Below are 26447 nucleotides of genomic sequence, written 5' to 3' on the forward strand. Positions count from 1 at the left end.
TTACGAGCTGTGCGGCTTATCCGCAGATCAGCGCACCCGCCCTCGTCGGGACGCATCAGCGGCAACTGACGGGTACGTGCAAATTATTTGAGATGGCCCGGAATCGGAACACACGGGCCCTCAGGCTCGTTGTCATTACGTGAGCACGACACAGACACCACCTGTTCTCGCCGCAGAGCTGGCAGAGGCGTGGGCCGATATTCAGCGGTACCACCCCGAACTGCCCGACCTTGCCGCGCCAGAGTCCCTGATCGGGGAGTCGTCGTCCGCGTGCGGGCACGAACTCTCCTTCGAGCGACTGCTCCATGAAGCAGTCCACGGCATCGCCGCCGCCCGCGGTGTCCGCGACACCTCCCGTGCCGGCCGCTACCACAACCGCAGATTCCTCGCGATCGCCGAGGAACTGGGCCTGGACCACTCCGAGGAGCCGCACCCCAGCAGCGGATTCTCGTTGGTCACGCTCAGTCCCGAGGCGAAGCGCCGCTACCGCCCGACCATGGAGCGCCTCCAGCGCGCCCTGAAGGCGCACACCGTGGCCACCTCCTCCGACACCACCCGCGCCTTCCGCGGCCCGGCCGCCCGGCACGGCTCCTCCGGCGGCGGGGTGCGCGTGAAGGCGGTCTGCGACTGCGGCCGCAACGTACGGGTCGTCCCCTCCGTCCTGGCCCAGGCGCCGATCGTGTGCGGCGGCTGCGGGAAGCCGTTCCGGATTCCCGAGATCGTGGGTGCGGCGAGCTGACGGCGCGGCTGCTCGTGGCAGCCGCGCCGTCAGGCGCGGACCGAGGTGCACCTGGCGGACGGCCCTGCCGGCGCCGGGTGCGCCTCAGGCATGCCAGGGAGCCCTCCGACGGACGTACCTCTCAAGGTGTGGCAGAATGTCTAGCTGTACTCGACAGTCGCACAGGACCCCTCTCTCCTCCGGCTGACGCGTCCATCGGGCACTCGGGTACCGCAACCCCACGCGGCCATCTCGCCGTGCCCACCCACGTCAAGACCAGGAGACACCACTTCCGTGGCAGTCAAGATCAAGCTGAAGCGTCTGGGCAAGATCCGTGCGCCTCACTACCGCATCGTCGTCGCCGACTCCCGTACCCGCCGTGACGGCCGGGCCATCGAGGAGATCGGCAAGTACCAGCCGACGTACAACCCCTCGATCATCGAGGTCGACGCCGACCGCGTCGCGTACTGGCTCGGTGTCGGCGCCCAGCCGACCGAGCCCGTGCTCGCCATCCTGAAGAAGACCGGCGACTGGCAGAAGTTCAAGGGCGAGCCCGCCCCGGCTCCGCTGCTCGTTGCCGCTCCGAAGGCCGTGCGTCCGTCGTTCGACGCCCTCGGTGGCGACGACGAGGGCAAGGGTGAGGCCATCACCCAGAAGAAGAAGGCTGAGAAGAAGGACGAGGCCGCGGCCGAGTCCGCGTCGACCGAGGCCTGAGCATGCTCGAGGAGGCTCTCGAGCACCTCGTGAAGGGCATCGTCGACAACCCCGACGAAGTGCAGGTCGCCTCGCGCAACCTGCGTCGCGGACGCGTTCTCGAGGTCCGGGTCCACCCCGACGACCTCGGCAAGGTGATCGGCCGCAACGGCCGCACCGCGCGCGCTCTGCGCACCGTCGTGGGTGCCATCGGCGGCCGCGGTGTCCGCGTCGACCTCGTCGACGTGGACCAAGTCCGCTGACGCATTCGCAGCACCGGCTCGGGCCGGGGAGGGCCACTGGGCCGTCCCCGGCCCGATGTCGTACCGGCCGACGTCGCACGGCCCGTGGTACCCGTCGGCCGAGTCGTAGGGGATGAGTCGTATGACAGGAGAGCAAGCACAGTGCAGCTGGTAGTCGCTCGGATCGGCCGCGCCCACGGCATCAAGGGCGAGGTCACCGTCGAGGTACGAACCGACGAGCCGGAACTGCGGCTCGGGCCCGGCGCCGTCCTGGCCACCGACCCGGCCTCGGCCGGCCCGCTGACCATCGAGACGGGCCGCGTCCACAGCGGCCGCCTCCTGCTGCGCTTCGCGGGCGTACGCGACCGGAACGCCGCCGAGGCCCTGCGCAACATCCTCCTCATCGCCGACGTCGACCCCGACGAGCGGCCCGAGGACGAGGACGAGTACTACGACCACCAGCTGATGGACCTGGACGTGGTGACGGTGGACGGCACCGAGGTCGGCCGGATCACCGAGATCTCGCACCTGCCCTCGCAGGACCTGTTCATCGTCGAGCGCCCCGACGGCACCGAGGTCCTCATCCCCTTCGTCGAGGAGATCGTCACCGAGATCGACCTGGAGGAGCAGCGGGCCGTCATCGACCCGCCCCCCGGCCTGATCGACGACCGCGCGGAGATCGCCTCCGCCCGCGACACGGCCGAGGGCGACGACGCATGAGGCTCGACGTCGTCACGATCTTCCCCGAGTACCTCGAACCGCTGAACGTCTCGCTCGTCGGCAAGGCACGCGCGCGTGGACAGCTCAAGGTCCACGTGCACGATCTGCGCGCCCACACGTACGACCGCCACAACACGGTCGACGACACCCCGTACGGCGGCGGCCCCGGCATGGTCATGAAGACCGGCCCCTGGGCCGACGCCCTCGACACCGCCCTGGCCGACGGCTACGAGTCGGGCGCCCACACGCCCACGCTGATCGTCCCCACGCCCAGCGGCCGCCCCTTCACCCAGGAACTCGCCGTCGAACTCGCCGAGCGCCCCTGGCTGATCTTCACACCGGCCCGCTACGAGGGCATCGACCGCCGGGTCGTCGACGAGTACGCCACCCGGATCCCGGTCCACGAGGTGTCCATCGGCGACTACGTCCTGGCCGGCGGCGAGGCGGCCGTCCTGGTCATCACGGAAGCCGTCGCGCGGCTGCTGCCCGGTGTGCTCGGCAACGCCGAGTCCCACCGCGACGACTCCTTCGCGCCCGGCGCCATGGCCAGCCTTCTGGAGGGGCCCGTCTACACCAAGCCGCCCGAGTGGCGCGGCCGGGAGATCCCGGAGGTGCTGCTCAGCGGGCACCACGGGAAGATCGCCCGCTGGCGCCGGGACGAGGCGCTGAAGCGCACCACGGCCCACCGGCCCGACCTGATCGAGCGCTGTGACCCCGCCGCCTTCGACAAGAAGGACCGCGAGATGCTCTCCATCCTGGGCTGGGCGCCGGATCCGGCAGGCGAGCCGTACGGCCGATTTTGGCAGCGCACCGAGAGCATGGAAGAATAGGCCGCTGTTGTGCGCCGTCCGGCGTGCGCCCCTGCCACAGGGGGACACGACGCCCGTTCCGACCCGCACGGCATTCGTCCAGAACACCTAGCTTCCGTTGATGACCTGTGGCATCACCGAAGAAAGCAGACAAAATGTCTCACCTGCTCGACTCCGTCGACGCCGCGTCGCTGCGCAGCGACCTCCCGGCCTTCCGCCCGGGTGACACCGTCAACGTCCACGTCCGCGTCATCGAGGGCAACCGCTCCCGTGTGCAGCAGTTCAAGGGCGTGGTGATCCGTCGCCAGGGCGCCGGTGTCCGCGAGACCTTCACGGTCCGCAAGGTCTCGTTCTCCGTCGGCGTCGAGCGCACCTTCCCGGTGCACACCCCGATCGTCGAGAAGATCGAGCTCGTCACCCGCGGTGACGTGCGTCGCGCGAAGCTGTACTACCTCCGTGAGCTGCGCGGCAAGGCCGCGAAGATCAAGGAGAAGCGCGACAACTGATCGCGCGTCGGGGTTCACGGCGGAGCCGGATAACATCTGGCTCCGATGGACACCGAAGCACAGCCGACCGAGCGCGACCGCTCCTCCCGCCCTTCCGGATCCGCAGAGATCCCGGACACACAGGGGCCGGAGGAACGGTCGCGTTCTGCGTTGGTGTCGTGGATCACCGAGTGGCTGCCGGGCGGACGCCTCTCCCTGGGCGTGCTGCTCTGCCTGGTGTTTTTGCTGCTCCTCAACACGTTCGTGGTGCAACCGTTCCAGATTCCGAGCGGATCCATGGAGAACGGATTGAGGATCGGGGACCGCGTTCTCGTAGATAAGTTGGCGTACCGTTTCGGTGCCCCGCCGCAGCGCGGCGATGTCGTCGTCTTCGACGGCACCGGGTACTTCGGGCACGCCGACTACATCAAACGCGTTGTGGGTGTAGGGGGAGACCACGTGCTCTGCTGCGACAAGGAGGGGAGGATCCAGGTGAACGGCAGGTCGGTCGACGAGTCGACGTTCCTGTACCCCGGCGACAGCCCGTCCTCGGTGTCCTTCGACGTGGACGTGCCCGAGGGCACGCTGTTCGTCCTGGGTGACCACCGCAGCGACTCCAGCGACTCCCGCGACCACCTGGGCTCACCGGGCGGCGGCATGATCCCCGTGGGCGCCGTGATCGGCCGGGCCGACTGGATCGTCTGGCCGGCCGGCCACCTCACCCGTCTGCAGCGTCCCGGCGGCTACGCGCGCGTGCCCGCCGCGGAGGGCACGCATGGGTAACCGCGGCCGACCGCGCGGCGTCCAGCCCTCCGCCGTCGACAATCTCCTGCCCACCGGCGCCCGGCGCGCCGCCGGCGGCGGCGCGTCCGCGGGCCGCAGCCGGGCCGAGCGGCGCAAGCTCCAGCGCAAGGTCAAGCGGAAACGCAGACGCGGCGCGGTCAGGGAGATACCCCTCCTCGTCGGTGTCGCGGTCCTCATCGCGCTGGTGCTGAAGACGTTCCTCGTCCAGGCGTTCGTGATCCCCTCGGGCTCCATGGAGCAGACGATCCGCATCGGCGACCGGGTGCTCGTCGACAAGTTCACGCCGTGGTTCGGCTCCACGCCGCAGCGCGGTGACGTCGTGGTGTTCAAGGATCCCGGCGGCTGGCTCCAGGACGAGCAGACCACCGTGAAGAAGGACGACCCGGTGGTCGTCAAGCAGGTGAAGGAGGGGCTGACCTTCATCGGCCTGCTCCCGTCCGACAACGAGAAGGACCTCATCAAGCGGGTCGTCGGGGTCGGCGGGGACCATGTCAAATGCTGCGACGCGCAGGGGCGGCTGACCGTCAACGGCGTCCCGCTCAGCGAGTCGGACTATCTCTATCCGGGGAACGACCCGTCGGACATCAAGTTCGACATCACCGTGCCCACCGGGCGGCTGTGGGTGATGGGCGACCACCGGGCCAACTCCGCGGACTCCCGTTACCACCAGAACACCGACTACGGCGGCACGGTCTCCGAGGACGAGGTGGTGGGCCGAGCCATGGTGATCGCCTGGCCGCTCGGTCACTGGAACCGGCTCAAGGAGCCACAAACCTTCTCTTCCGTGTCCGACTCGGGGTCCGGGACGACTGCTGCCCCCCGGCTGTCGCATAGGGTTGCCTCAGAAGGTCCGAACGGATCGATCCAACTCCCGACCCCTGCGGAACTCCCGCTCGTTATGGGAGTGGTGGGCCTGTACCGCATACGGGACAGGCGGCGGCACGGAGTAAGGAGTTGGCGTGGGGGATGTGGCGGTTGGCGCACGGTCCGGACACGACGGCGAGGAGCATCGTGGGCGTCCTGCGGGAGCCGATGTCCCGGCCGCGGACAGCGCCGTGACCTCCGGGAATGACGCCGGAACGGCCGAGGACGGCACGATGATGGACGAGCTCGACCAGACCGAGGGCCGCGGATCGGGCGGCTCTGCGCCCGCGCAGCGCAAGCAGCGCTCCTTCTGGAAGGAGCTGCCGATCCTGATCGGCATCGCTCTGGTCCTCGCCCTGCTGATCAAGACGTTCCTGGTGCAGGCGTTCTCCATCCCCTCCGACTCGATGCAGGACACCCTCCAGCAGGGTGACCGCGTCCTGGTCGACAAGCTGACCCCCTGGTTCGGCTCGAAGCCCGAGCGCGGCGAGGTCGTCGTCTTCCACGACCCCGACGACTGGCTGGCGGGCGAGCCCACGGCCAATCCGAACGCCCTTCAGACCGTCCTCAGCTGGATCGGCCTGATGCCCTCGGCGGAGGAGAAGGACCTGATCAAGCGGGTCATCGGCGTCGGCGGCGACACGGTCGAGTGCAAGGGCACGGGCCCGCTGCTGGTCAACGGCAAGCCGCTCAACGACGCGTCGTTCGTCTACCCCGGCAACACCCCGTGCACGGTCGACGACGTGGGAGGCCAGTTCAAGGTGAAGGTGCCCGAGGGCTACCTCTGGGTCATGGGCGACCACCGGCAGAACTCCCGCGACTCGCGCTACAACCAGAGCGACAAGAACCACGGCATGGTCCCCGTGGACAAGGTCGTCGGCCGCGCCATCGTCAAGGCCTGGCCGATCACCCGCTGGGGCACGCTGCCGATCCCGGACACCTTCGACCAGCCCGGCATCAACGACCAGACCACGGCCGCCGCCGCCCTGACGGTGGCCCCGCAGGGCGTCGCCCTGGCCGGTGTGGTGCCGGTCGCGGTGTGGCGGCGCCGGCGCAGCCTGAAGGCGGCGTCCGAGGCCCGCTGAGCAAGACGGGCACGCGCCCGCGCCCGGCCCGCCCCTCGAAGTCGCGGTGGAGCCTGTGACTCCGGTGACAGGAGAGGGGCTGCCCCGGTTCGGTACCGCCGGGTAGGGTGCGGGTCCATGGGTGGCGAGAGCACTACACGTACGGCCCCGCGCAGCGGCGGCACCAGCACGGTCCCGGTGGGCAGCCGGACCGGACAGCGTCTGTCCGGCCTGGCCGTCGCGCTGGGCCTCGTGCTGTTCCTGGCCGGATTCGCCTGGGCGGCGCTGACCTACCGGCCGTACACCGTCCCCACGAGTTCGATGACCCCCACCATCGCCGCCGGCGACCGGGTGCTGGCGCAGAGCGTCGACGCCGGGGAGGTGCGCCGGGGCGATGTCGTGGTCTTCCGCGACAGCACCTGGGTCGACAACTCCGCCGTGGTCAAGCGGGTGGTCGCGGTCGGCGGGGACACGGTCGCCTGCTGCACGAACGGCAAGCTGACGGTCAACGGCAAGCAGATCGAGGAGCCGTATCTGCCCAAGGGCAGCCTGGCCGAGATCAAGGACTTCCCGACCGTGACGGTCCCTGCGGGGCGCCTCTTCCTCCTCGGTGACGAGCGGCTGGGCTCGCTGGACTCCACCGCGCACCTCACGGACGCCGCCCGCGGCACCGTGGCGAGCAGCGCGGTGAGCGCCCGTGTCGATGCCGTCATCTGGCCCATGCGGGGCATGCTGAAGCGCCCCACGGGCTTCGAGACGCTCGGCGCCCTCTCCGAGCCGGGGCCGCTGCGCACCATCGGGCTCATGATCGTCGGCGGCGGCGTGCTGGTCCTGGCCGGAGGCGCCTACGGGCCCGTGGCCAAGCTGCTGGGCCGCCTCGGGCGCTCCCGGAAGGAACCCGCCGGTGCCCGCTGACCTGGAGGGCCCCGGCGACGGACCGCGCCGGGTGGCCCGGGTCGTGCTGCTCGATCCCGAGGACCGCATCCTGCTGCTGCACGGTCACGAGCCGGACGATCCGGCCGACGACTGGTGGTTCACGCCCGGCGGCGGTCTGGAGGGCGACGAGACCCGGGAACAGGCGGCGCTGCGGGAACTCGCGGAGGAGACCGGCATCACCGAGGTCGAGCTCGGTCCGGTGCTGTGGCGGCGCCGGTGCTCCTTCCCGTTCGCCGGCCGCCGCTGGGACCAGGACGAGTGGTACTACCTGGCCCGTACGACCCAGACGGCGACGCGGGCGGTGGCGCTCACCGAGCTGGAACGGCGCAGTGTGGCCGGAGCACGCTGGTGGACGTGTGAGGAACTGAGCCAGGCGCATGAGACGGTGTATCCGACCAGGCTTGCCGCGTTGCTGCGCAGGGTGCTCGACGAGGGTCCCCCGGCCGGACCCGAGATCCTTGACACAGAAATCGTCTAGGTGCACCCGGTGCTGGCGCACAATGGTGGGATCGCACGGCTGAAGGGGAACATGCCATGAGCGCCGAGGACCTCGAGAAGTACGAGACCGAGATGGAGCTGAAGCTCTACCGGGAGTACCGCGATGTCGTCGGTCTGTTCAAATACGTGATCGAGACCGAACGGCGTTTCTACCTGACCAACGACTACGAGATGCAGGTGCACTCGGTCCAGGGTGAGGTGTTCTTTGAGGTGTCTATGGCGGACGCCTGGGTCTGGGACATGTACCGGCCGGCCCGGTTCGTGAAGCAGGTCCGCGTACTGACGTTCAAGGACGTGAACATCGAGGAGCTGAACAAGAGCGATCTGGAGCTGCCGGGCGGCTGACGGTCCCCCGCAGGGGTGACGCGGATATCCACAACCGCCGAGTAGTCAACGAAGATCCACTTCGTTGGGGCGGACGCGTGACCGTGGGTGCCGGAGGTGGTGCCGACATGAGCACACAGCAGGCACGCAACGCACTCGGCAGGTATGGCGAGGAGCTGGCCGCGCGGCGGCTGACGGAAGCCGGACTGACCGTCCTGGAGCGCAACTGGCGCTGCGGCAGGACCGGCGAGATCGACATCGTCGCCAGGGACGGCGACGTCCTGGTGATCTGCGAGGTCAAGACCCGCCGAGCAGGCCCCTTCCAGCACCCCGCGGAGGCGGTCACCCCGGCCAAGGCGCACCGCCTGCGCGCACTGGCCCAGCGGTGGACGCAGGAGCACGGGGGAGCGCCGCCCGGCGGGGTCCGTATCGACCTGGTCGCCGTGCTGCTGCCGCGCCGCGGCGCACCCGTGGCCGAGCATCTGCGGGGGGTGGCCTGACATGGGCTTCGCGCGTACGTGTTCGGTGGCGCTGGTGGGCGTCGAGGGCGTGGTCGTGGAGGTGCAGGCCGACCTGGAACCCGGCATCGCGGCCTTCACCCTGGTCGGGCTGCCGGACAAGAGCCTGACGGAGAGCCGCGACCGGGTCCGGGCGGCGGTGGTGAACTCGGGCGGCGAGTGGCCGCAGAAGAAGCTCACGGTCGGGCTGAGCCCGGCGTCCGTACCGAAGGCGGGCTCGGGGTTCGACCTCGCCGTCGCCTGTGCGGTACTGGGGGCCGCCGAACGCATCGACCCGCGTGCGCTCGCGGACGTCGTGATGATCGGCGAGCTGGGCCTGGACGGACGGGTCCGGCCCGTGCGGGGCGTCCTGCCGGCCGTGCTCGCCGCGGCGGACGCCGGGTTCGAGCAGGTGGTCGTGCCGGAGTCCGCTGCCGCGGAGGCCTCCCTGGTCCCCAGTGTCTCGGTGCTCGGCGTGCGCAGCCTGCGGCAGCTGATCGCCGTGCTGACCGACGAACCGGTCCCCGACGAGGACCCCGACGAACCGGGACGCCCGGGCCCGCTCCTGGCCGGCCTGCGCATGCCCGGAGCGGGAGCGGCCACCGGGATGCACGGCCTGCACGCCGTGTACGGCCAGGGGCACGACCTCGCCGACGTCGTGGGCCAGATCTCCGCGCGCACCGCGGTGGAGGTGGCCGCCGCGGGCGGACACCATCTCTTCCTCGAGGGCCCGCCCGGCGCGGGCAAGACCATGCTCGCGGAGCGGCTGCCCGCGGTCCTGCCCCGGCTGGTGCGGGAGGAGTCGCTGGAGGTCACGGCCGTCCACTCGGTGGCCGGACTGCTGCCCCCGGGCAAGCCCCTGATCGACGTCCCGCCCTACTGCGCGCCGCACCACTCGGCCACCATGCAGGCCCTCGTCGGCGGAGGCGCCGGCATCGCCCGGCCCGGCGCGGTCTCGCTCGCCCATCGCGGTGTGCTCTTCCTCGACGAGAGTCCGGAGTTCAGCAGCCGGGCCCTCGACGCCCTGCGCCAGCCCCTGGAGTCGGGCCATGTCGTCATCGCCCGCAGTGCGGGGGTGGTGCGGTTCCCGGCGAGATTCCTGATGGTCCTCGCGGCCAACCCCTGTCCCTGCGGACGTCTCTCGCTGCGGGACACGCTGTGCGAGTGCCCTCCCTCGGCCGTCCGGCGCTACCAGGCCAAACTCTCCGGTCCGCTGCTCGACCGGGTCGACCTGCGCGTCGAGGTCGAACCGGTGGGCCGGGCCGAGCTCGCGCGGCGCGGTGCGGCGGGCGAGTCCACGGCGACCGTCGCCGACCGGGTGCGGGCGGCGCGCGAGCGGGCTGCCGCCAGATACGCGGGCAGCCCCTGGCGGACCAACAGCGAGGTGCCGGGACGGGAACTGCGCTCCCGCTTCCACGCCGTGGCCGGAGCGATGGACGAGGCCGAACGCAACCTGGAACGCGGCGTGCTCACGGCGCGCGGGCTCGACCGGGTCCTGCGCGTCGCCTGGACCGTCGCGGACCTCGTCGGCCATGACCGGCCCGACGCGACGGACGTCGCGCTCGCCGTACAACTGCGCACGGGCGTGCCGCGCGGCGTGCCGATGGCCATCGGAGCCCTGACATGAGCGGCGCCGCCGGCCCGGACGGAACGGTCCCCGGTACGGCGGACGGCCCGGACGCCGACCTGCTGGCCCGGGTCCTGCTCACGCGGGTCATCGAACCCGGGGACGAGATCGGCGGAAGGTGGGTGCGCGAGCACGGGGTGCGGGAGGTGGCGCGGCGGCTGCGGGACGGTCCGCCGCTGCCCGGGGTGAGCGCACAGCGGTGGACGGGGCTGCGGGCGCGGGCCGAGCGGGCCGAGCCCGCGCGGGACCTGGCCGTCGCCCGGGCGGCCGGGGTGCGGTTCGTGGAGCCCGGCGCGGGGGAGTGGCCCGGCCCGCTCGACGACCTCGGCGACGCCCGTCCGCTGGGGCTGTGGCTGCGCGGCCGCCCCAGCCTGCGGATATGGGCACTGCGCTCGGTCGCCCTGGTCGGCGCACGCGCCTGCACCCAGTACGGCGCCCACATGGCGGCCGACCTCGCCGCCGGACTGGCCGAGCGCGGCTGGGTGGTGGTCTCCGGCGGCGCCTACGGCATCGACGGCGCCGCGCACCGGGGAGCCCTCGGCGCCGGCGGGGCCACCGTCGCCGTCCTCGCCTGCGGTGTCGACCGGCCCTATCCGCGCGGACACACCGCGTTGCTCACCAGGATCGCGGAACAGGGTCTGGTCGTCGGGGAGTTACCGCCCGGCGATCACCCGACACCGAGCCGGTTCATCGTGCGCAACCGGGTGATCGCCGCGCTGACCAGGGGAACCGTGGTCGTCGAGGCGGCCTGCCGCAGCGGCTCGCTGGTCACGGCGCGGGCGGCACAGCGGATGGGCCGGCACACCATGGCGGTACCGGGACCGGCCACCAGTGGCCTCTCGGCCGGGGCGCACGAACTGCTGCGCGACGGCGCCGTCCTGGTCACGGACGCGGCGGAGATCGTCGAACAGGTGGGCGAGATGGGCGAGCTGGCGCCGGTCCGGCGCGGTCCGGTGCTCCCGCGCGACCTGCTGGAGCCCGCCGCCCGACGGGTACTGGCCGCGCTGCCCGCACACCGGGACGCGGCCGTGGGCGAGATCGCGCGCGGCGCGCAGACGACCGAGGACGACGCGATCGCGAGACTGTACGAACTGCGCGCACTCGGTTACGTCGAACGACACGGCGACGGCTGGAAGTTGACACGCGAGTCGATGATCTCCCTCGGGGCCGGTCACGGTCCGCGCTGACCCGATGGGTTCGGCCGTCCGGGGGATGCCCTAAGCCCTTGGGAATTCACGCAGTTGATGCTTTCCGGCAGTCCGCCGGGGCGACCGGCGCGCCTCGGTGGAGCGTCCAGAAGAACGTATCTGCGCACGGCGCCGGCCCCCTTCTTCGCTCACCGCGACTCCCCAGTCACGCTACGCTCACAAGGATCCGGACACGGACCACCAACTCGTACCAGCCCGACCTTCCACCCAGTCCCCCTGGTTCACCTCCTCCACGGCAGAACGGCACAAGGCGACGAATGCCCCAGCACACCTCCGGGTCCGACCGGGCGGCGATCCCCCCAGCCGCCCGCGACGGTGGCAGCGTGCGGCCGCCGGCTCCCTCGACACTCGACGAGCTGTGGCGGTCCTACAAGACGACGGGGGACGAGCGGCTGCGCGAGCAGCTGATCCTGCACTACTCGCCGCTGGTCAAGTACGTGGCGGGACGGGTGAGCGTCGGACTCCCGCCCAACGTCGAGCAGGCGGACTTCGTGTCGTCGGGGGTGTTCGGGCTGATCGACGCGATCGAGAAGTTCGACGTCGACCGCGAGATCAAGTTCGAGACGTACGCGATCACGCGGATCCGGGGCGCGATGATCGACGAGCTGCGGGCGCTGGACTGGATCCCGCGGTCGGTACGGCAGAAGGCGCGCAACGTGGAACGGGCCTACGCCACCCTGGAGGCCCGGCTGCGCCGCACACCGACGGAGACCGAGGTGGCCGCCGAACTGGGCATCGCGGTGGACGAACTGCACGCGGTCTTCGGGCAGCTGTCGCTGGCAAACGTGGTGGCCCTGGAGGAGTTGCTGCATGTCGGCGGGGAGGGCGGCGACCGGCTCAGCCTCATGGACACCCTGGAGGACACCGCCGCCGACGATCCCGTGGAGGTGGCCGAGGACCGCGAGCTGCGGCGGTTCCTGGCACGGGCGATCAACACCCTGCCCGACCGGGAGAAGACCGTCGTCACGCTGTACTACTACGAGGGCCTCACCCTCGCCGAGATCGGCAACGTGCTCGGGGTGACCGAGAGCCGGGTCAGCCAGATCCACACCAAGTCCGTGCTCCAGCTGCGCGCGAAGCTGGCGAGCTTCGGACGCTGACCCGGCCGAGGCGGGGCACGACGGGCCGCAGTGGGGCACGGAGGGCCGCAGCGGGATGCTGCGGGACGCGTCGGGGGGAGTCGCTCCCGCCGACGGTGGTACGTCCGTACAGTGGTTGACGTGCCAAGGATTCGAGCGGCCTCTGTGGCCGAGCACCGGTCGATGCAGCGAGCCGCCCTGCTGGACGCCGCACGGTCCCTGCTGTCCGAGGGCGGGACGGAAGCGCTGACCTTCCCGGCCCTCGCCGAGCGGACGGGGCTCGCGCGTTCTTCCGTGTACGAGTACTTCCGCTCCCGGGCCGCCGTGGTCGAGGAGCTGTGCGAGGTCGACTTCCCGGTCTGGGCGGCGGAGGTGTCGGCGGCGATGGCCGCGGCGGCCACCCCGGAGGCCAAGGTCGAGGCGTATGTGCGCCGGCAGCTCGCGCTGGTCGGCGACCGCCGCCACCGGGCCGTGGTGGCGATCTCCGCGAGCGAGCTCGACGCGGGCGCCCGGGAGAAGATCCGGGCCGCGCACGGCGGGCTCGTGGCGATGATCGTCGAGGCGCTGGGCGAGATGGGGCACGCCCAGCCGCGGCTGGCGGCGATGCTGCTCCAGGGGCTGGTCGACGCGGCGGTGCGGCGGATCGAGCTCGGCGCCGCGGAGGATCCTTCGGCGATCACCGAAGCGGCGGTCGGCATGGTGCTGCGAGGAGTCCGGGGCTGAGCCCGCCGGGCGTGCGGCGGACGGCGTACCGCTGCCCGCCCGTGCTCCCGGCCCCCGCCCGCACCCGCGCATCCGTCCGTGCCGCGCGGGTGCCGCGGGGCGCGCAGGTCGGGGATGGGTGCGTCCGGGCGGAGCAGGTCAGCGGGGCAGCGGGACGCCCAGCACCGGCAGCAGTCTCGACGGGCCCCGGCGCAGCAGCCGGGGCGGCAGCAGGGACAGGGGATCCAGGTAGCGCCGCCCCCTGAGCAGGCCCCAGTGCACGCAGCCGACCGGGCAGTGTCCGCCGGTTGCCTCCACCGTGCCGACCTGGTCCGCGGCCTCCAGTGCGTCGCCCTTCGCCACGGACGGCCGTACCGGCTCGTAGGTCGTGCGCAGGGGCGGCTCGCCCGTGCCCGTCAATTCCACCGCGACGACACCCCGGCCGGCCACGCGGCCCGCGAAGGAGACCCGGCCCGCGGCCACCGTCCTGACCGGCTCGCCCGGCTCGGCCGCCAGGTCGACACCACGGTGACCGGGGCCGTAGTCCGTCGCGGGTGGCTCCCAGCCGCGCAGGACCTGGGGGCGCGACCCCACCGGCCAGGCGCGCGCGAGGGCGGGCACCGGGTCCGAAAACCCGGGCGGGGCGCCGGCCCGGGCGGGCGCCGACGGGACGGCGGCACCTGCGCGAGCCGTCGTCGGCACGTCCGCGGCGTTCGCGCGAGCGGCCGACGGCGGGGCCGCCAGGGCCAAGGCGGGCAGGGCCAGCGCGGGCAGGGCCGCCAGGGCCAGTGACGGCAGGGCGGCCGGCGGCAGGAGCGACAGACGCGACCGTCGTTTCGTACGCGTCCGGGGTGTCAGAGGCATAGGGGAACCGTCCCGCAGAACATCCGGACATGACCGGCATCTGTGGGCTACTCGCCGGTTGTGGACAGCGGCGTCACCCGTCACCTCCCCGGTCCCGTACACTTCTTCTGGCGATCCGGGTCACCGGGTCGACTTCGCACGCCCCGACAGGGCGGCCGGCAACGGTCCCTGTCAGCGCCCCTCGGTCCTTTGCGGCACGGCGCACCGCGGGCGTCAGGCGCGGATGCCGTCCGGTATCCGCGGCAACCGAGAAACTCAAGGAGAACGGCCATGGCCGTCGTCACGATGCGGGAGCTGCTGGAAAGCGGCGTCCACTTCGGTCACCAGACCCGTCGCTGGAACCCGAAGATGAAGCGCTTCATCTTCACCGAGCGCAACGGCATCTACATCATCGACCTGCTCCAGTCGCTGTCGTACATCGACCGCGCCTACGAGTTCGTCAAGGAGACCGTCGCCCACGGCGGCACGGTCATGTTCGTCGGCACGAAGAAGCAGGCGCAGGAGGCCATCGCCGAGCAGGCCACCCGCGTCGGCATGCCCTACGTCAACCAGCGCTGGCTGGGCGGCATGCTCACCAACTTCTCCACCGTCTACAAGCGTCTGCAGCGCCTCAAGGAGCTCGAGCAGATCGACTTCGAGGACGTCGCGGCCTCCGGTCTCACCAAGAAGGAGCTTCTCGTGCTCTCGCGCGAGAAGGCCAAGCTGGAGAAGACCCTCGGCGGTATCCGCGAGATGCAGAAGGTGCCCAGCGCCGTCTGGATCGTGGACACCAAGAAGGAGCACATCGCGGTCGGTGAGGCCCGGAAGCTCAACATCCCGGTCGTCGCCATCCTCGACACCAACTGCGACCCCGACGAGGTCGACTACAAGATCCCGGGCAACGACGACGCGATCCGCTCCGTCACCCTGCTCACCCGTGTGATCGCCGACGCCGTCGCCGAGGGCCTCATCGCCCGTTCCGGCGTCGCCACCGGCGACAAGGGCGAGAAGGGCGCGGGCGAGCCGCTCGCCGCGTGGGAGCGCGACCTGCTCGAGGGCGAGAAGAAGGCCGACGAGGCCGAGGCCCCCGCCGCCGAGGCCCCCGCCGCTGAGGCTGCGGCCACCGAGGCTCCCGCCGAGGCTGCGGCCGAGGCTCCGGCCGAAGAGGCCCCTGCCGCGGACGCCGAGCAGGCCTGACCCCCTCACTCCTTCGGGTCCGGACGGCGGGGGCAGCACAGCCCCCGCCGTCCAGCCCGTAGATCTTCAGACTCCGAGAGAGATTCCAGGAATCATGGCGAACTACACCGCCGCTGACGTCAAGAAGCTCCGCGAGCTCACCGGCGCCGGCATGATGGACTGCAAGAAGGCGCTGGACGAGGCCGAGGGCAACGTCGACAAGGCCGTCGAGGCGCTCCGTATCAAGGGCCAGAAGGGCGTCGCCAAGCGCGAGGGCCGCTCCGCCGAGAACGGCGCCGTGGTCTCGATCATCGCCGACGACAACTCCGCCGGCGTCCTCGTCGAGCTGAAGTGCGAGACGGACTTCGTCGCCAAGGGTGAGAAGTTCCAGGCCGTGGCCAAGGCCATCGCCGAGCACGTCACCAAGACCTCCCCGGCCGACATCGAGGCGCTGCTCGCCTCCGAGATCGAGCCCGGCAAGACCGTCCAGGCGTTCGTGGACGAGGCCAACGCCAACCTCGGCGAGAAGATCGTCCTGGACCGCTTCGCGCAGTTCGCCGACGGCTTCGTGGCCGCGTACATGCACCGCACGATGCCCGACCTGCCCCCGCAGATCGGTGTCCTCGTCGAGCTGGACAAGCCGAACGCCGAGGTCGCCCGCGGTGTCGCCCAGCACATCGCCGCCTTCGCGCCGAAGTACCTCGCCCAGGAGGACGTCCCGGCCGAGGTCGTCGACTCCGAGCGTCGTATCGCCGAGGAGACCACCCGCGCCGAGGGCAAGCCCGAGGCCGCGATCGCGAAGATCGTCGAGGGTCGTCTGAACGGCTTCTTCAAGGACGCCACGCTGCTCGGCCAGCCGTACGCGCTCGACAACAAGAAGTCGGTCCAGAAGGTTCTGGACGAGGCGGGTGTCACCCTGAAGCGCTTCTCGCGCATCAAGGTCGGCATCTGAGTCCGTATCGCGATCGGCGCGCGACTCCTGGTGGAACTTCGCTAGGGTCGAAGCAGTCGTCCGCGTACGGCGTCGTCACGCACGCGCGTGACGGACGACAGCAGATCTGACGAGGAGGCCATTGCCGCGCACGGGTTGCGAACCACATCCCACCGGCAATGGCCTTCTTCGTATGTGCACCACGTGAAAGAGGCGGATCTCCATGACCACGAAGGCCCAGAAGAGCGACGACGGCAAAGTAGGCGGCCGGTTTCTGCTGAAGCTGTCCGGAGAGGCTTTCGCCGGTGGCGGGGGCCTGGGTGTGGACCCCGACGTGGTGCACAAGATCGCCCGGGAGATCGCGGCCGTCGTCCGTGACGGTGCGGAGATCGCGGTCGTCATCGGCGGCGGCAACTTCTTCCGTGGCGCCGAACTCCAGCAGCGCGGCATGGACCGCGCGCGCTCCGACTACATGGGCATGCTCGGCACGGTGATGAACTGCCTCGCCCTCCAGGACTTCCTGGAGAAGGAGGGCATCGACAGCCGGGTCCAGACCGCCATCACCATGGGCCAGGTCGCCGAGCCGTACATCCCGCTGCGCGCCGTGCGGCACCTGGAGAAGGGCCGCGTGGTCATCTTCGGCGCCGGTATGGGCATGCCGTACTTCTCCACCGACACCACCGCCGCGCAGCGCGCCCTGGAGATCGACGCCGAGGCCCTGCTGATGGGCAAGAACGGCGTGGACGGCGTCTACGACTCCGACCCGAAGACGAACCCGGACGCGGTCAAGTTCGACGCTCTCGGCTACGGCGAGGTCATCACCCGCGAGCTCAAGGTCGCCGACGCCACCGCCATCACGCTCTGCCGTGACAACAAGCTTCCGATCCTGGTCTTCGAGCTTCTGGCGGAGGGCAATATCGCGCGCGCCGTCAAGGGTGAGAAGATCGGCACGCTCGTGGGTGACCAGAGCAGCCGGAACTGACCGGAGCACGACCTCGCCCGCGGGGACGACACCCGTCCGGGGACGGACGGGACGGACCCCGACCGGGGGATGGACAATGTCCTGCCGGTCGGGAACCGTGCAGGAAGAAGACGCGACGCAGCCGGCCGCCGGGTCCCCGCAGGGAACCGAAGCCGGGCCTACTCAAGACACGCAGGAGCAAGTGGTGATCGAAGAGACCCTCCTCGAGGCCGAGGAGAAGATGGAGAAGGCCGTCGTGGTCGCCAAGGAGGACTTCGCCGCGATCCGCACCGGGCGTGCGCACCCGGCGATGTTCAACAAGATCGTGGCCGACTACTACGGCGCGCTGACGCCGATCAACCAGCTGGCCTCGTTCTCCGTGCCGGAGCCGCGCATGGCCGTCGTGACCCCGTTCGACAAGAGCGCCCTGCGCAACATCGAGCAGGCGATCCGCGACTCCGACCTGGGCGTCAACCCGAGCAACGACGGCAACATCATCCGAGTGGTGTTCCCCGAGCTGACCGAGGAGCGCCGCAAGGACTACATCAAGGTCGCCAAGACCAAGGGCGAGGACGCCAAGGTCTCGATCCGTTCCGTGCGCCGCAAGGCCAAGGACGCCATCGACAAGATGGTCAAGGACGGCGAGGTCGGCGAGGACGAGGGCCGCCGTGCGGAGAAGGAGCTCGACGACACCACCGCGAAGTACGTCGCCCAGGTGGACGAGCTCCTGAAGCACAAGGAAGCTGAGCTTCTCGAGGTCTGATGAACGACTCTTCCTGGGGAGCACCGCCCCGAACCGGGTACTGGGGGCCGTCCGACCAGGGGCCTGCCCAGGGGGCTGTCCCGGCGGGTCCCGCGTACGATGCGCCTGAGGCGCAGCACACTCGCCCCATGCCCATCGTGCCCGGCCTGCCCGCGTACGGCGGCGACCAGGATGACGACCGGGGGGCCGCTTCGTCGAGCGGCCCCCCGTTCCGGGACGGGCCGTTCCACGACCGACCGTTCCACGACCAGCCGTACCGAGACGAACCCTTGCGAGACCAGTCCTTCCAGGACCACCCCTTCCAGGATCAGTCCTTCCGGGACCAGTCCTCCCCAGACCAGACGTACGGCCACCAGCCGTACCGCGACGAGATCCCGTCGGCACAGCCCCCTGCGGCGGTGCCGCAGAAACCGGAGCCCATGCCCGACGCCTCTCACCCGGCGCCCGCACCGCAGAAGAAGAGCGCGGGCCGTGACCTGGGCGCGGCCATAGGCGTCGGCGTCGGGCTCGGTGCGGTGATCATCGCTTCGCTGTTCGTCGTCAAGGCCGTGTTCGTCGGCGTCGTGGCGGTCGCCGTGGTCGTCGGCCTCTGGGAGCTGACCAGCCGTCTCCAGGAGCGCAAGGGGATCAAGGCCCCCCTCGTGCCGCTGGCGGTCGGCGGCGCGGCGATGGTCGTCGCCGGCTACGTCAGCGGGGCGGAGGGCGCCTGGGTCGCCATGGCTCTCACGTCGCTGGCCGTACTCGTATGGCGGATGACCGAACCGCCGGAGGGCTACCTCAAGGACGTCACCGCGGGCGTCTTCGCCGCCTTCTACGTGCCGTTCCTGGCCACCTTCGTGGCGATGATGCTGACGGCCGACGACGGACCGTGGCGGGTCCTGACGTTCCTGCTGCTGACGGTGGTCAGCGACACCGGCGCGTACGCCGTCGGCTGGCGCTTCGGCAAGACCAAGCTGGCCCCGCGCATCAGCCCCGGCAAGACCCGCGAGGGGCTGCTGGGCGCGGTGTCGTTCGCCATGGTCGCGGGCGCGCTGTGCATGCAGTTCCTGATCGACGACGGCGCGTGGTGGCAGGGGCTCCTGCTCGGCCTCGCGGTGGCCGCCAGCGCGACGCTCGGCGACCTCGGCGAGTCCATGATCAAGCGGGACCTCGGCATCAAGGACATGGGCACGCTGCTGCCGGGACACGGCGGCATCATGGACCGGCTGGACTCGCTGCTGCCCACGGCTCCCGTGGTGTGGCTGCTGCTCGTGATCTTCGTGGGCTCCGGCTGACGGCCGCTTCCGTCCGTCTTCGTCACCACCCCTTCCGCAGTTGCGATCACTTCGTCGTGATCCGTGCCGCGGGAGGGGTGGAACGTTTTTGCCGTGCACGGGTCCGGAGCGGACCGGACGACCCCGGAAACCTGGTGGTGCGGCCACGAAGGCGCGCCTAGCATCCCCTCATGATCGAGAAAACGGGGACCGCGGACGCCGACAAGGCCATGGGTGACGCGGACGACGAGTACGACGCGGACCGCGAGTACGGCGCGGACCGCGAGGCCGGGACGGTCAGGCACATCGTCTGGCCCGCCGGTACCGTCGGCCTCGCGGCTCTCGACGTGGACGACGCCGACCTGCTGCACGGCTGGCGATGCGACCCGGTGACCGCCCATGGGATGGGCATCTGGCCGCGCTCGCGCACCGCGACGCGCGAGCGCATCGAGCGTGACTGTGACGACAACGACCGCGACGACTTCCTCGTGCTGCTCCCCGACCGCACCCCGGTCGGCCACGCCGTCCTCAGCAACCAGAACATCGGCGAAGGCACGGCGGAGGTCGAGCTGATGCTGGCCCCCGGGCATCGCGGGCAGGGCCATGCCGTCGCCGCCCTCGACGCCCTGGTGGACCTGGCGTTCGGTGAACTCCCGCTGTACCGGCTCACGGCGGAGACCCACACCGACAACGCCCCGGCCCTCGCCGTCCTCGCCAGGTCCGGCTTCGTCCGGGAGGGCGTCAGCCGCTCCGCCTGCCTCCACCGTGGCCGCCGCCACGACCTCGCCGTCCTCTCGCTGCTGCGCCCCGAATGGGAGACGCTGAAGCGCCCTCGTGCCTGGGAAAAGTCCGCACATCTGTAAAGAGCCGACCCCGGTGTCGTCGGGGCCGGCTCTTTGGTCAGGAGTCCTGGGTCATCTGCTCGGGTCGGCTCAGGCGTTGGGACGCTTGCCGTGGTTCGCCTTCTTCTTCTTACGGGCGCGTCGCTTGTTCCCTCGCTTGGCCATGGTGCGCATCTCCCTATTTGGGGCGTTTTATGCCTTCGTCAGTCTAGATTCGGCACAGAGTGCCCGCATCAGCGGCCCCGAGGCAGTCGGTCGGAGGCGTCCGCGCCCGTCAGGGGGTGCGGAAACTGCCGGTGTAGACGTCGGTACGGTTCCGCGGCGCGCCGGAATGGGCCTCGGTGAGCACCGCCCGTACCCCCTTGCCGTCGGCCACCAGGCCCTGGTAGTCGCCGAGGAAGTAGCCCCCGGAGAAGGGCGCCTGGAGCCAGTCGAAGACCCGCGAGATCCGTCGTTCGGTCCGGAGCTTCGGGTTTCCGTGCCGCAGCGTGGCCAGCTGGTAGGCGGTGGGCAGGGTGGTGGTGTTGCCGGGCTTGAGGAAGCGCAGGTCGTAGTACGTGAGCGCGACGGTGCCCCGCTCGGTGACCGCGATCGACGGTGAGAAGGCCGGCACGCCCTTGGGGCTGATCAGCTTCGGGGTCCCCCAGGTGCGTCCGCCGTCGGTGGACCGCACGAGCTGGACGGAGTCGAACGCTCCACCGGAGAAGTCCGAGCCCTCGTAAGCCATGTACAGCGTGCCTGTCCCGGGGTCGACGGCCGGGCTCGGCAGGGTGGTCCCGTCGCGCAGCAGTTTGGAGGGGTCGTTCGGGTCGACCTCGGGTACGGAGGTGTCCCGGGCCACGGTGACCGGGGCGCTCCAGGTCTTTCCGGCGTCGGTCGAGGCGACCACCTCGTAGCGGGCTTCGACGACGGTGTTCAGGTCGGCGGAGTAGGTGATCCGGTCGAAGAAGTCGTACAGGGTGCCGGTGCGCCGGTCGACGACGATCAGATGGCCGATGGTCTGGGTGTCGGGCACGGCGCTGGTGTCGACGAACCGCCGGGCCTTGCTCCAGGTACGGCCGCCGTCGCGGGTGAGGGAGATGTAGCCGGGACCGTCGAGGGAGCTGGGGCCGGGCGGGTCGTTGTCGAGACGGTTCCAGACCTGGTAGGCGGTGCCCTTGCGGATCGGGTCGGCGGTGAGTGAGGGCTTGTCGTTGAAGAACGGCTGCTCGTCGACGTGCGTGGTGGTGAGGTTCCGCCAGGTGCGGCCGCCGTCGCGGGACGTGACTGCCAGGAGGGCGGTGCGCGTGCTCTTCGTGAAGTCGACGCCCTCCCCGCCGGCGTAGACCGTGCCGTCCGGTCCGGTGCTCACCCAGGGGTCGGTGGCCCGTTCGTAGTCCGCGCCGCCGGGAGCGCACAGGCTGAACGGCAGCGTGCTCCGGCGGAAGGTGCGGCCGTCCGTGGTCCAGCCGGCCACCAGGCCACGGGCGCCGCCGTCGTTCCAGCGGTCCTGCTGGAACACGGTGACCACGCGCCTGGGGTCGCGCGGATCGACGGACAGGTACGGCTCGACCTCGGTGCCCGGGTAGGCGAAGCTGTCGGGCGATCTCGCTCCGACGGTGCACTTCGCGTACGGGTCGCCGTGGGACACCCTGACCAGCGGTGTGCCGTCGGGGTTCCGGTCCGCTGCGGCGGGAGCCGCGCCGGTGAACGTGACGAGCAGGAGCGCGGCGGTGGTGACGGCGGTCGGGGGCAGGAAGACGCGCATGCGGGATCTCCTCCGGGCCTGTCGGCGGGGGTACGGGACCGCCGTCATCGGGGCGGTCTGGGGCGCGGAGGCGGACCGGAACGCGAGGGTGGGGCGACTCCGCTTGGTCCTTTTCGGCGCCGCAGCCGACGCCCTTGATGGGCCGAACGACGGAGCCCAAGATCATCCCTGGACCGCCCCCGGACCCTCCGAGGCCCGGCCGAAGCCGACAGAGGCCCCTGCGGGATGACCACCCCCACCCCGCTCCGGCCCGGGCCACCAGAGTGGCTCCGAGCACGAAGAAGCCGCCTACCAGCGACGATGTCGCCAATAGGGGTCGTCCGCATGGAAAGAGCACAGCGAGCCGGAACTGCTACGTCTCCCACCTCGCACAGCCACAAGTCCCACCCCACGGATCCGCAGGTCCCGCCTCGCGGCGGTTCCTCGCCCGTCCTGGATCGCGACTCCTCACGCCTTGGAACGGCACTTCACCACCGCTTCCCCGCAGTGGGCCGCGTGCGCGTAGAACGCCCGCAGCGCCCGGTGCGTGATGGCGAACGCATGTGACGTCTCGGACTGAAGACCACCGACAGCACGGCTTGGCGGCGCGGCGCAGCATCTGCCAGGCGGTGATCCCACCGGGTGTCGGCGACGGTTGAAACGAGGGCCACGGGCAGAGGATCAAAAGAGGGCCGGTGGGCGGTCTCGTGATCATCCTGACTCCAGCGGTGCTGGAGTCAGGAGGGAGCGCGGGTGATCGGCGCGTGGCGCGAACGAGGGCTGGTCGCCGAGCCAGGCGAGCGCCGCCACCAGCGCCGCCCATCCGCCCACGCACGGCCCCCGACGGGTCAGGGTGTCACCCACCCCTGCAGCAGTCCCCAACAAGGAGCTGGCCGCTCGGGACGGAACCGTAGCCCGCCTGGCTCTCTGCCTGCTGGAGCAGTGCTGCCGGCTCACCGCCGAGATCCGCTCCTTCGAAGCAGAGATCAGCGTACTCGTCACCGATGCAGCGCCTGGCCTGCTGGCTATCCCAGGCTGCGGCATTCTCAATGCGGCGAAGATCCTCGCAGAGACGGCCGACATCCGTCGGTTCCGGTCCAAGAGCGCCTACGCCCGCCACAACGGCACCGCACCGCTCCCCGTATGGTCAGGCAACCGCACACGCCACCGGCTCTGCCGGACGGGCAATCGCCAACTCAACGCAGCCCTGCACCGTATCGCCATCACGCACGCGCACTATCACCCACAGGCTCGCACCTACCTGCAGCGCCGACGAGAGGCCGGAAATACCAACACCGAAGCCATACGCGCCCTCCGGCGCCGCCTGTCGGACGTGGTCTACCGAGCCCTCCTCCGCGACGCCCAGACCAGCACCGAACAAGCTGACCTCACACAGGCCGCCTGATTGACATAGGAGCCATAGGACGCTACCGATCGGCCGAGGCTCACGGGCGGTGGTCCGACGTTGATAGACCCCTGTGACCGGCCTGATAAGGATGAGGCCACAGCTCAAAACGTGTCAGCCGTCCAAGCCAGTCTCCAACCTCCAGCAGTGGCAAAGGAGTTCACGCAACGGCGGACCGTCGTAGCAGTTCAGAAGCCCGCCGACATCGCCGTGAAGCGGTTTCGTCATTTTGCGCGGCCGCTTCCAGGTAGCGAGGTGGCCGTGCGAAGATCACGACTGGCGGCCATCGAGTCGCACAGTTGTCACAAGGGGGACTCGCTGTGGAGAGCATCGACTGGGCTCTGTTGGTGCTCTTTTGGCTCATTACCTTCGTCCCCGGCACTGCCGCCATCTGTGCCGGATGGATCCCCCCATGGTTCAGGAAGACGGTTTCCTCGCCGCGCCTCGGGGGCTGGGCGGACATTTGCATAGGCATTGGGGGCACACTCACGGTGGGTCCTGTGCATCGCCGCTTGGGATCGATGCCAATGACAGCAATCGCCACAATCGTGGGTTTCTGCTTCGTCTTCAGTGCCCTAGGTCTTTACCGACGGTCCTACCGGCCCGAGCCGTCGGGGGCAACGGCATACCAACACCTTGCAGCCTCAGCCGCTGCTGTACAGCAGCGAAGTACAGCAACCTCGGCACCCGTGACCGACCACCAGCAGACCCAAGCAGCCGACTAGACTGCCGTACTGACCTCAGCGACCGCCTCGCCCATAGTTCTCATCGAGGAGGCCGCGGGGCGTGCCACTTCCGTGCCAGAACGGGCGGGGACTCACGGGGAATCGAGGTTCCCCAGGGCGCGCACGGCCCTACGCCGCCCAAGGCAGGGATTCCCAGGTCAAGCCCAAGGTCCCCCAACCTGGCTCCCAAAGCGGTGGCTTCCTGGCAACCAGCGGCAGCGGCCAGCCGGCGCAGGCCACTAGTGCGCTGCCGTCCTCGGTATGGCAGCTCCCGCCCAAAGTCCCGGAGCCAACCTCACAGCGTCGTCGACCGCAGACTGGCCGGCCATCCACGCAACCTCCACCAGATGTAGCCTTCCCGTCCATTCGAAGGCCCCTGGAGGCTCACTGTGCACGACATCGCTTTCCTGCTGCGGGGCCCGCTGGACCTGCTTTGCATCGTGGTGCTCGCTTGGGAACTGAGTCGTAAGCCCGCTGGGCGGAACGTCAGGAAGCTGCCGGTCTTCTCCGCGGTGGCTGTTTTGGCACTCGCTAGGCTGCTGGGCGGCTAGAGAGGACCAGCCGACGTGCCCCTCCCATGCCCGTTCGGTCGGAAAACAGCGGGGAGCCACGGTCGCTGGCGTACAACGCTCACGGGAACGGCCCCTGACCGAGTTACCTGGTCACGGGCCGTTCATCTGCGGTGGGTGATGGTCTGGCCGTGTGCCAGGCCGTCTCAGTTTCCGTCTCATTCAGCGAGGTTCACCGCCATTCAGGCGGGACCATCCCGCGAGGGTCGTCCCAGCACTCACCCGCCCATGAACGCAGGTGAACGGACCTGTACTCCGCCCGGCGAGGCACCAACAGACTTGGAAAGCGGGTGTACGCCAGGAGTAAAACGTTCCGGCGTGTGAAGGCGCCATGCCATCATCGGGCGATGCTGACCGAGGAGGACGCGCGCCGACTGGTGCTTGCCAAGATCGACGACGTGCGGGGCAACGTCGCGTACGACCTTCAGATCCTGCGCATGGAGGCCCTGCCGTTCGGGTGGATCTTCTACTGGGGGGCCGTCTGGGACGGTCAGGGACAGCGCCCTCGATTGGGGGGCAACGGTCCTTTCCTGGTGGATCGTGAAAACGAGCGGTTGATCCGAACTTCCACCGGCGTTCCCGTCGCCCGTCAGATCGCCGACTACGAACGGCGGCTGCGACGTGAAGCTCACGCCCGGAATCTGGCAGCGAAGCAAGCCGTACAGCAGCGCGGTACCGCAACCCCAGCGACTGCCCCCGCCCATCGGCGTCCCTCAGAGGCATAAGAGCGACCGGAATGACCGTCGTTGACCGAACTGGCTGGAGCTACGGATCAGAAGGTTCTGACATCCACGGCTGACATCAACGACGCCGGACGGGGGTGGACACCGACAACCCTTCCGGCCGTCGCGCCAGTCGACTACGGCGTCCGAAGCGGGATCGAACCGAACTCCTAAAGCGGTGCTCAGTCAGCCTTGGGCTTGCCTGCCCTATATAGAACAGGCCATGGTGCGGCCGGTGATCGTCTTGGCCTTGCGGCCGGCTCGTCGGCGCCGCCAGGATCGGCTGCATGATCAAGGGTGTGATGTTCGACTTCTCCGGGACTCTCTTCCGGATCGAATCGGCCGCGCAGTGGCTGCGCGCGGTAGTAACGAAGGCCGGTTTGGACGTGCCCGAGGGTGAACTCGACGCGTGCGTCAGCCGGCTGGAAGAGTTCGGGGCTCAGCCCGGAGGGGTTCCTCCGCGCACAGTGCCGCCCCATCTGGAGGCACTGTGGCGGGAGCGCGATCTGACCGCCGAACGGCACCGGGCTGCCTTCACCGCCCTTGCCCGGCAATCGAAGCTGCCTGCGGCTGACCTGGCCGAGGCCCTGTATGAACGTTCCCAAGTGTCCGGGGCATGGCTGCCTTATCCCGACACCGAGGAGACCCTCCGCGCCCTGCGCGGGCGAGGCATCCCGGTCGCTGTCGTCAGCAACATCGGCTGGGACATGCGCCCTGTCTTCCGCGACCACGGTATCGATGCCCTCGTGGACGCCTACTTCCTCTCCTTCGAACGCGGGGTGAAGAAGCCTGATCCCCGGATCTTCCAGATGGCGTGCGACCAGCTCGGAGTGGCGCCCGGCGATGCACTCATGGTGGGAGACGAGCCTGGTGCGGACACCGGCGCTGCCACGCTGGGGTGCCGGGTCCACCTGGTCGATCCCTTGCCCGTCGACCAACGTCCCGGCGCGCTGGCCGAGGTGCTCCAGTTCCTCTGACGTGGCCCGACCGGGGCGACTTTCGGCGCGATGTCGAGGGCCCGGCGACCGGACGCCGTCCAGTCCCGCAAGATGCGATGCACCGGCCCTCCTGGCCCTGACCTGAACCGTCTGGTCATACCGGTGGCGCCAGATCAGCTTGGTACGTCAGTGGAGCCCCGAAACGCTGGTGCGCTGGCGCCCAAAGAAGGGTCTGGCCCAAGTTGTGTGGGGTGGTGACGCAGCGTCATGCGAGGAGGACTCGTTTCCGGAGGAGCGGGAACCCGGCGCGGCCGAACATCTGC

The 26447-nt window shown here is 70.1% G+C and carries 29 protein-coding genes; 26 read left to right on the forward strand and 3 right to left on the reverse strand.

The genetic code is table 11. The features are described 5' to 3' along the window. Positions 1-139 precede the first annotated feature (139 nt). The 17 genes from ACZ7OY_RS40800 (at position 140) to ACZ7OY_RS40880 (ending at position 13291) form a co-directional block, all read left to right on the forward strand. Complete coding sequence (locus tag ACZ7OY_RS40800) at positions 140-739, forward strand: hypothetical protein (protein ID WP_351604660.1); 600 nt, start codon at positions 140-142, stop codon at positions 737-739. Positions 740-1012: 273 nt separating this feature from the next. After that, entirely contained in the window at positions 1013-1432 is a 420-nt protein-coding gene (rpsP, locus tag ACZ7OY_RS40805; RefSeq protein ID WP_469391085.1) for a 30S ribosomal protein S16, read from the forward strand. Between the two features lie 2 nt (positions 1433-1434). Next, a complete protein-coding gene (locus ACZ7OY_RS40810; protein ID WP_095579114.1) occupies positions 1435-1674 on the forward strand; it encodes an RNA-binding protein in 240 nt (79 codons plus the stop codon). Between the two features lie 141 nt (positions 1675-1815). Then, complete coding sequence (rimM, locus tag ACZ7OY_RS40815; RefSeq protein ID WP_472250588.1) at positions 1816-2373, forward strand: ribosome maturation factor RimM; 558 nt, start codon at positions 1816-1818, stop codon at positions 2371-2373. Then, complete coding sequence (gene trmD, locus ACZ7OY_RS40820) at positions 2370-3203, forward strand: tRNA (guanosine(37)-N1)-methyltransferase TrmD (RefSeq protein WP_472250589.1); 834 nt, start codon at positions 2370-2372, stop codon at positions 3201-3203. Before rimM ends, trmD begins: the two co-directional genes overlap by 4 nt. A 134-nt stretch (positions 3204-3337) precedes the next feature. Further along, on the forward strand, positions 3338-3688 hold the full coding sequence (rplS, locus tag ACZ7OY_RS40825; RefSeq protein ID WP_152892233.1) for a 50S ribosomal protein L19: 351 nt from the start codon (positions 3338-3340) through the stop codon (positions 3686-3688). 45 nt (positions 3689-3733) lie between these two features. Beyond that, complete coding sequence (lepB, locus tag ACZ7OY_RS40830) at positions 3734-4450, forward strand: signal peptidase I (RefSeq protein WP_472250590.1); 717 nt, start codon at positions 3734-3736, stop codon at positions 4448-4450. Then, positions 4443-5543 carry a signal peptidase I gene (gene lepB, locus ACZ7OY_RS40835; RefSeq protein WP_384724558.1) on the forward strand — a complete coding sequence of 367 codons (1101 nt, stop codon included), beginning with the start codon at positions 4443-4445 and terminating at the stop codon, positions 5541-5543. The genes lepB (ACZ7OY_RS40830) and lepB (ACZ7OY_RS40835) overlap by 8 nt, the downstream gene beginning before the upstream one ends. Next, positions 5431-6420 (forward strand): signal peptidase I, encoded by a 990-nt coding sequence (gene lepB, locus ACZ7OY_RS40840; RefSeq protein WP_472250591.1) that lies wholly within the window; start codon positions 5431-5433, stop codon positions 6418-6420. The genes lepB (ACZ7OY_RS40835) and lepB (ACZ7OY_RS40840) overlap by 113 nt, the downstream gene beginning before the upstream one ends. Before the next feature lie 117 nt (positions 6421-6537). Continuing rightward, positions 6538-7314 carry a signal peptidase I gene (lepB, locus tag ACZ7OY_RS40845; RefSeq protein ID WP_472250592.1) on the forward strand — a complete coding sequence of 259 codons (777 nt, stop codon included), beginning with the start codon at positions 6538-6540 and terminating at the stop codon, positions 7312-7314. Then, entirely contained in the window at positions 7304-7813 is a 510-nt protein-coding gene (locus tag ACZ7OY_RS40850; protein ID WP_472250593.1) for an NUDIX hydrolase, read from the forward strand. Before lepB (ACZ7OY_RS40845) ends, ACZ7OY_RS40850 begins: the two co-directional genes overlap by 11 nt. A 56-nt stretch (positions 7814-7869) precedes the next feature. Next, a complete protein-coding gene (locus ACZ7OY_RS40855; protein ID WP_003965949.1) occupies positions 7870-8178 on the forward strand; it encodes a DUF2469 domain-containing protein in 309 nt (102 codons plus the stop codon). A gap of 77 nt (positions 8179-8255) precedes the next feature. Beyond that, positions 8256-8657 (forward strand): YraN family protein, encoded by a 402-nt coding sequence (locus tag ACZ7OY_RS40860; protein ID WP_472250594.1) that lies wholly within the window; start codon positions 8256-8258, stop codon positions 8655-8657. A 1-nt stretch (position 8658) separates the two neighbouring features. Continuing rightward, positions 8659-10281 carry a YifB family Mg chelatase-like AAA ATPase gene (locus ACZ7OY_RS40865; protein ID WP_472250595.1) on the forward strand — a complete coding sequence of 541 codons (1623 nt, stop codon included), beginning with the start codon at positions 8659-8661 and terminating at the stop codon, positions 10279-10281. Then, positions 10278-11468, forward strand: a complete 1191-nt coding sequence (dprA, locus tag ACZ7OY_RS40870; RefSeq protein WP_472250596.1) for a DNA-processing protein DprA — start codon at positions 10278-10280, stop codon at positions 11466-11468. The genes ACZ7OY_RS40865 and dprA overlap by 4 nt, the downstream gene beginning before the upstream one ends. Positions 11469-11746: 278 nt before the next feature. Beyond that, entirely contained in the window at positions 11747-12589 is an 843-nt protein-coding gene (gene whiG, locus ACZ7OY_RS40875; protein WP_351604635.1) for an RNA polymerase sigma factor WhiG, read from the forward strand. 144 nt (positions 12590-12733) lie between these two features. Next, positions 12734-13291 carry a TetR/AcrR family transcriptional regulator gene (locus tag ACZ7OY_RS40880; protein WP_351604671.1) on the forward strand — a complete coding sequence of 186 codons (558 nt, stop codon included), beginning with the start codon at positions 12734-12736 and terminating at the stop codon, positions 13289-13291. A 138-nt stretch (positions 13292-13429) separates the two neighbouring features. Here the strand turns inward: ACZ7OY_RS40880 and ACZ7OY_RS40885 are convergent, their stop codons facing one another. Beyond that, complete coding sequence (locus tag ACZ7OY_RS40885; RefSeq protein WP_472250597.1) at positions 13430-14134, reverse strand: peptidoglycan DD-metalloendopeptidase family protein; 705 nt, start codon at positions 14132-14134, stop codon at positions 13430-13432. Between the two features lie 270 nt (positions 14135-14404). On the opposite strand from ACZ7OY_RS40885, the gene rpsB reads away from it, so the two are divergent. The 6 genes from rpsB to ACZ7OY_RS40915 all read left to right on the forward strand — a co-directional run bounded on the left by rpsB (position 14405) and on the right by ACZ7OY_RS40915 (position 20060). Beyond that, on the forward strand, positions 14405-15310 hold the full coding sequence (rpsB, locus tag ACZ7OY_RS40890) for a 30S ribosomal protein S2 (RefSeq protein WP_472250598.1): 906 nt from the start codon (positions 14405-14407) through the stop codon (positions 15308-15310). A 94-nt stretch (positions 15311-15404) separates the two neighbouring features. Then, a complete protein-coding gene (gene tsf / locus ACZ7OY_RS40895) occupies positions 15405-16241 on the forward strand; it encodes a translation elongation factor Ts (protein ID WP_472250599.1) in 837 nt (278 codons plus the stop codon). Between the two features lie 202 nt (positions 16242-16443). Continuing rightward, positions 16444-17202: a UMP kinase gene (gene pyrH, locus ACZ7OY_RS40900; RefSeq protein ID WP_392622992.1), complete on the forward strand. Its 759-nt coding sequence runs from the start codon at positions 16444-16446 to the stop codon at positions 17200-17202. A 184-nt stretch (positions 17203-17386) separates the two neighbouring features. Next, positions 17387-17944 carry a ribosome recycling factor gene (gene frr / locus ACZ7OY_RS40905; RefSeq protein WP_351604624.1) on the forward strand — a complete coding sequence of 186 codons (558 nt, stop codon included), beginning with the start codon at positions 17387-17389 and terminating at the stop codon, positions 17942-17944. After that, a complete protein-coding gene (locus ACZ7OY_RS40910) occupies positions 17944-19218 on the forward strand; it encodes a phosphatidate cytidylyltransferase (RefSeq protein ID WP_472250600.1) in 1275 nt (424 codons plus the stop codon). Before frr ends, ACZ7OY_RS40910 begins: the two co-directional genes overlap by 1 nt. A gap of 170 nt (positions 19219-19388) precedes the next feature. Continuing rightward, on the forward strand, positions 19389-20060 hold the full coding sequence (locus ACZ7OY_RS40915; protein ID WP_472250601.1) for a GNAT family N-acetyltransferase: 672 nt from the start codon (positions 19389-19391) through the stop codon (positions 20058-20060). A 69-nt stretch (positions 20061-20129) separates the two neighbouring features. Here the strand turns inward: ACZ7OY_RS40915 and ACZ7OY_RS40920 are convergent, their stop codons facing one another. Together ACZ7OY_RS40920 and ACZ7OY_RS40925 are read right to left on the reverse strand one after the other, a co-directional pair. Next, positions 20130-20204: a 50S ribosomal protein bL37 gene (locus ACZ7OY_RS40920; protein WP_100661309.1), complete on the reverse strand. Its 75-nt coding sequence runs from the start codon at positions 20202-20204 to the stop codon at positions 20130-20132. Between the two features lie 109 nt (positions 20205-20313). Beyond that, positions 20314-21786 (reverse strand): sialidase family protein, encoded by a 1473-nt coding sequence (locus tag ACZ7OY_RS40925; RefSeq protein WP_472250602.1) that lies wholly within the window; start codon positions 21784-21786, stop codon positions 20314-20316. 832 nt (positions 21787-22618) lie between these two features. Between ACZ7OY_RS40925 and ACZ7OY_RS40930 the strand changes: the two genes are divergently transcribed. From ACZ7OY_RS40930 to ACZ7OY_RS40940, 3 genes are all read left to right on the forward strand, one after another. Continuing rightward, complete coding sequence (locus ACZ7OY_RS40930) at positions 22619-23170, forward strand: transposase (protein ID WP_472250603.1); 552 nt, start codon at positions 22619-22621, stop codon at positions 23168-23170. Positions 23171-24811: 1641 nt separating this feature from the next. Continuing rightward, a complete protein-coding gene (locus ACZ7OY_RS40935) occupies positions 24812-25189 on the forward strand; it encodes a hypothetical protein (protein WP_472250604.1) in 378 nt (125 codons plus the stop codon). A gap of 284 nt (positions 25190-25473) precedes the next feature. Continuing rightward, positions 25474-26163, forward strand: a complete 690-nt coding sequence (locus ACZ7OY_RS40940; protein WP_472250605.1) for an HAD family hydrolase — start codon at positions 25474-25476, stop codon at positions 26161-26163. Positions 26164-26447 lie beyond the last annotated feature (284 nt).

This window comes from Streptomyces sp. NPDC107559 (assembly GCF_055657365.1).

Coding starts and splice junctions, on each gene's coding strand:
- pyrH (WP_392622992.1), top strand. CDS start 16,444: ATGACCACGAAGGCCCAGAAGAGCGACGACGGCAAAGTAGGCGGCCGG.
- dprA (WP_472250596.1), top strand. CDS start 10,278: ATGAGCGGCGCCGCCGGCCCGGACGGAACGGTCCCCGGTACGGCGGAC.
- ACZ7OY_RS40925 (WP_472250602.1), bottom strand. CDS start 21,786: ATGCGCGTCTTCCTGCCCCCGACCGCCGTCACCACCGCCGCGCTCCTG.
- rpsB (WP_472250598.1), top strand. CDS start 14,405: ATGGCCGTCGTCACGATGCGGGAGCTGCTGGAAAGCGGCGTCCACTTC.
- lepB (WP_472250590.1), top strand. CDS start 3,734: ATGGACACCGAAGCACAGCCGACCGAGCGCGACCGCTCCTCCCGCCCT.
- ACZ7OY_RS40810 (WP_095579114.1), top strand. CDS start 1,435: ATGCTCGAGGAGGCTCTCGAGCACCTCGTGAAGGGCATCGTCGACAAC.
- trmD (WP_472250589.1), top strand. CDS start 2,370: ATGAGGCTCGACGTCGTCACGATCTTCCCCGAGTACCTCGAACCGCTG.
- ACZ7OY_RS40865 (WP_472250595.1), top strand. CDS start 8,659: ATGGGCTTCGCGCGTACGTGTTCGGTGGCGCTGGTGGGCGTCGAGGGC.
- ACZ7OY_RS40915 (WP_472250601.1), top strand. CDS start 19,389: ATGATCGAGAAAACGGGGACCGCGGACGCCGACAAGGCCATGGGTGAC.
- ACZ7OY_RS40855 (WP_003965949.1), top strand. CDS start 7,870: ATGAGCGCCGAGGACCTCGAGAAGTACGAGACCGAGATGGAGCTGAAG.
- ACZ7OY_RS40935 (WP_472250604.1), top strand. CDS start 24,812: ATGCTGACCGAGGAGGACGCGCGCCGACTGGTGCTTGCCAAGATCGAC.
- ACZ7OY_RS40910 (WP_472250600.1), top strand. CDS start 17,944: ATGAACGACTCTTCCTGGGGAGCACCGCCCCGAACCGGGTACTGGGGG.
- lepB (WP_472250592.1), top strand. CDS start 6,538: ATGGGTGGCGAGAGCACTACACGTACGGCCCCGCGCAGCGGCGGCACC.
- rplS (WP_152892233.1), top strand. CDS start 3,338: ATGTCTCACCTGCTCGACTCCGTCGACGCCGCGTCGCTGCGCAGCGAC.
- ACZ7OY_RS40885 (WP_472250597.1), bottom strand. CDS start 14,134: ATGCCTCTGACACCCCGGACGCGTACGAAACGACGGTCGCGTCTGTCG.
- whiG (WP_351604635.1), top strand. CDS start 11,747: ATGCCCCAGCACACCTCCGGGTCCGACCGGGCGGCGATCCCCCCAGCC.
- tsf (WP_472250599.1), top strand. CDS start 15,405: ATGGCGAACTACACCGCCGCTGACGTCAAGAAGCTCCGCGAGCTCACC.
- ACZ7OY_RS40940 (WP_472250605.1), top strand. CDS start 25,474: ATGATCAAGGGTGTGATGTTCGACTTCTCCGGGACTCTCTTCCGGATC.
- lepB (WP_384724558.1), top strand. CDS start 4,443: ATGGGTAACCGCGGCCGACCGCGCGGCGTCCAGCCCTCCGCCGTCGAC.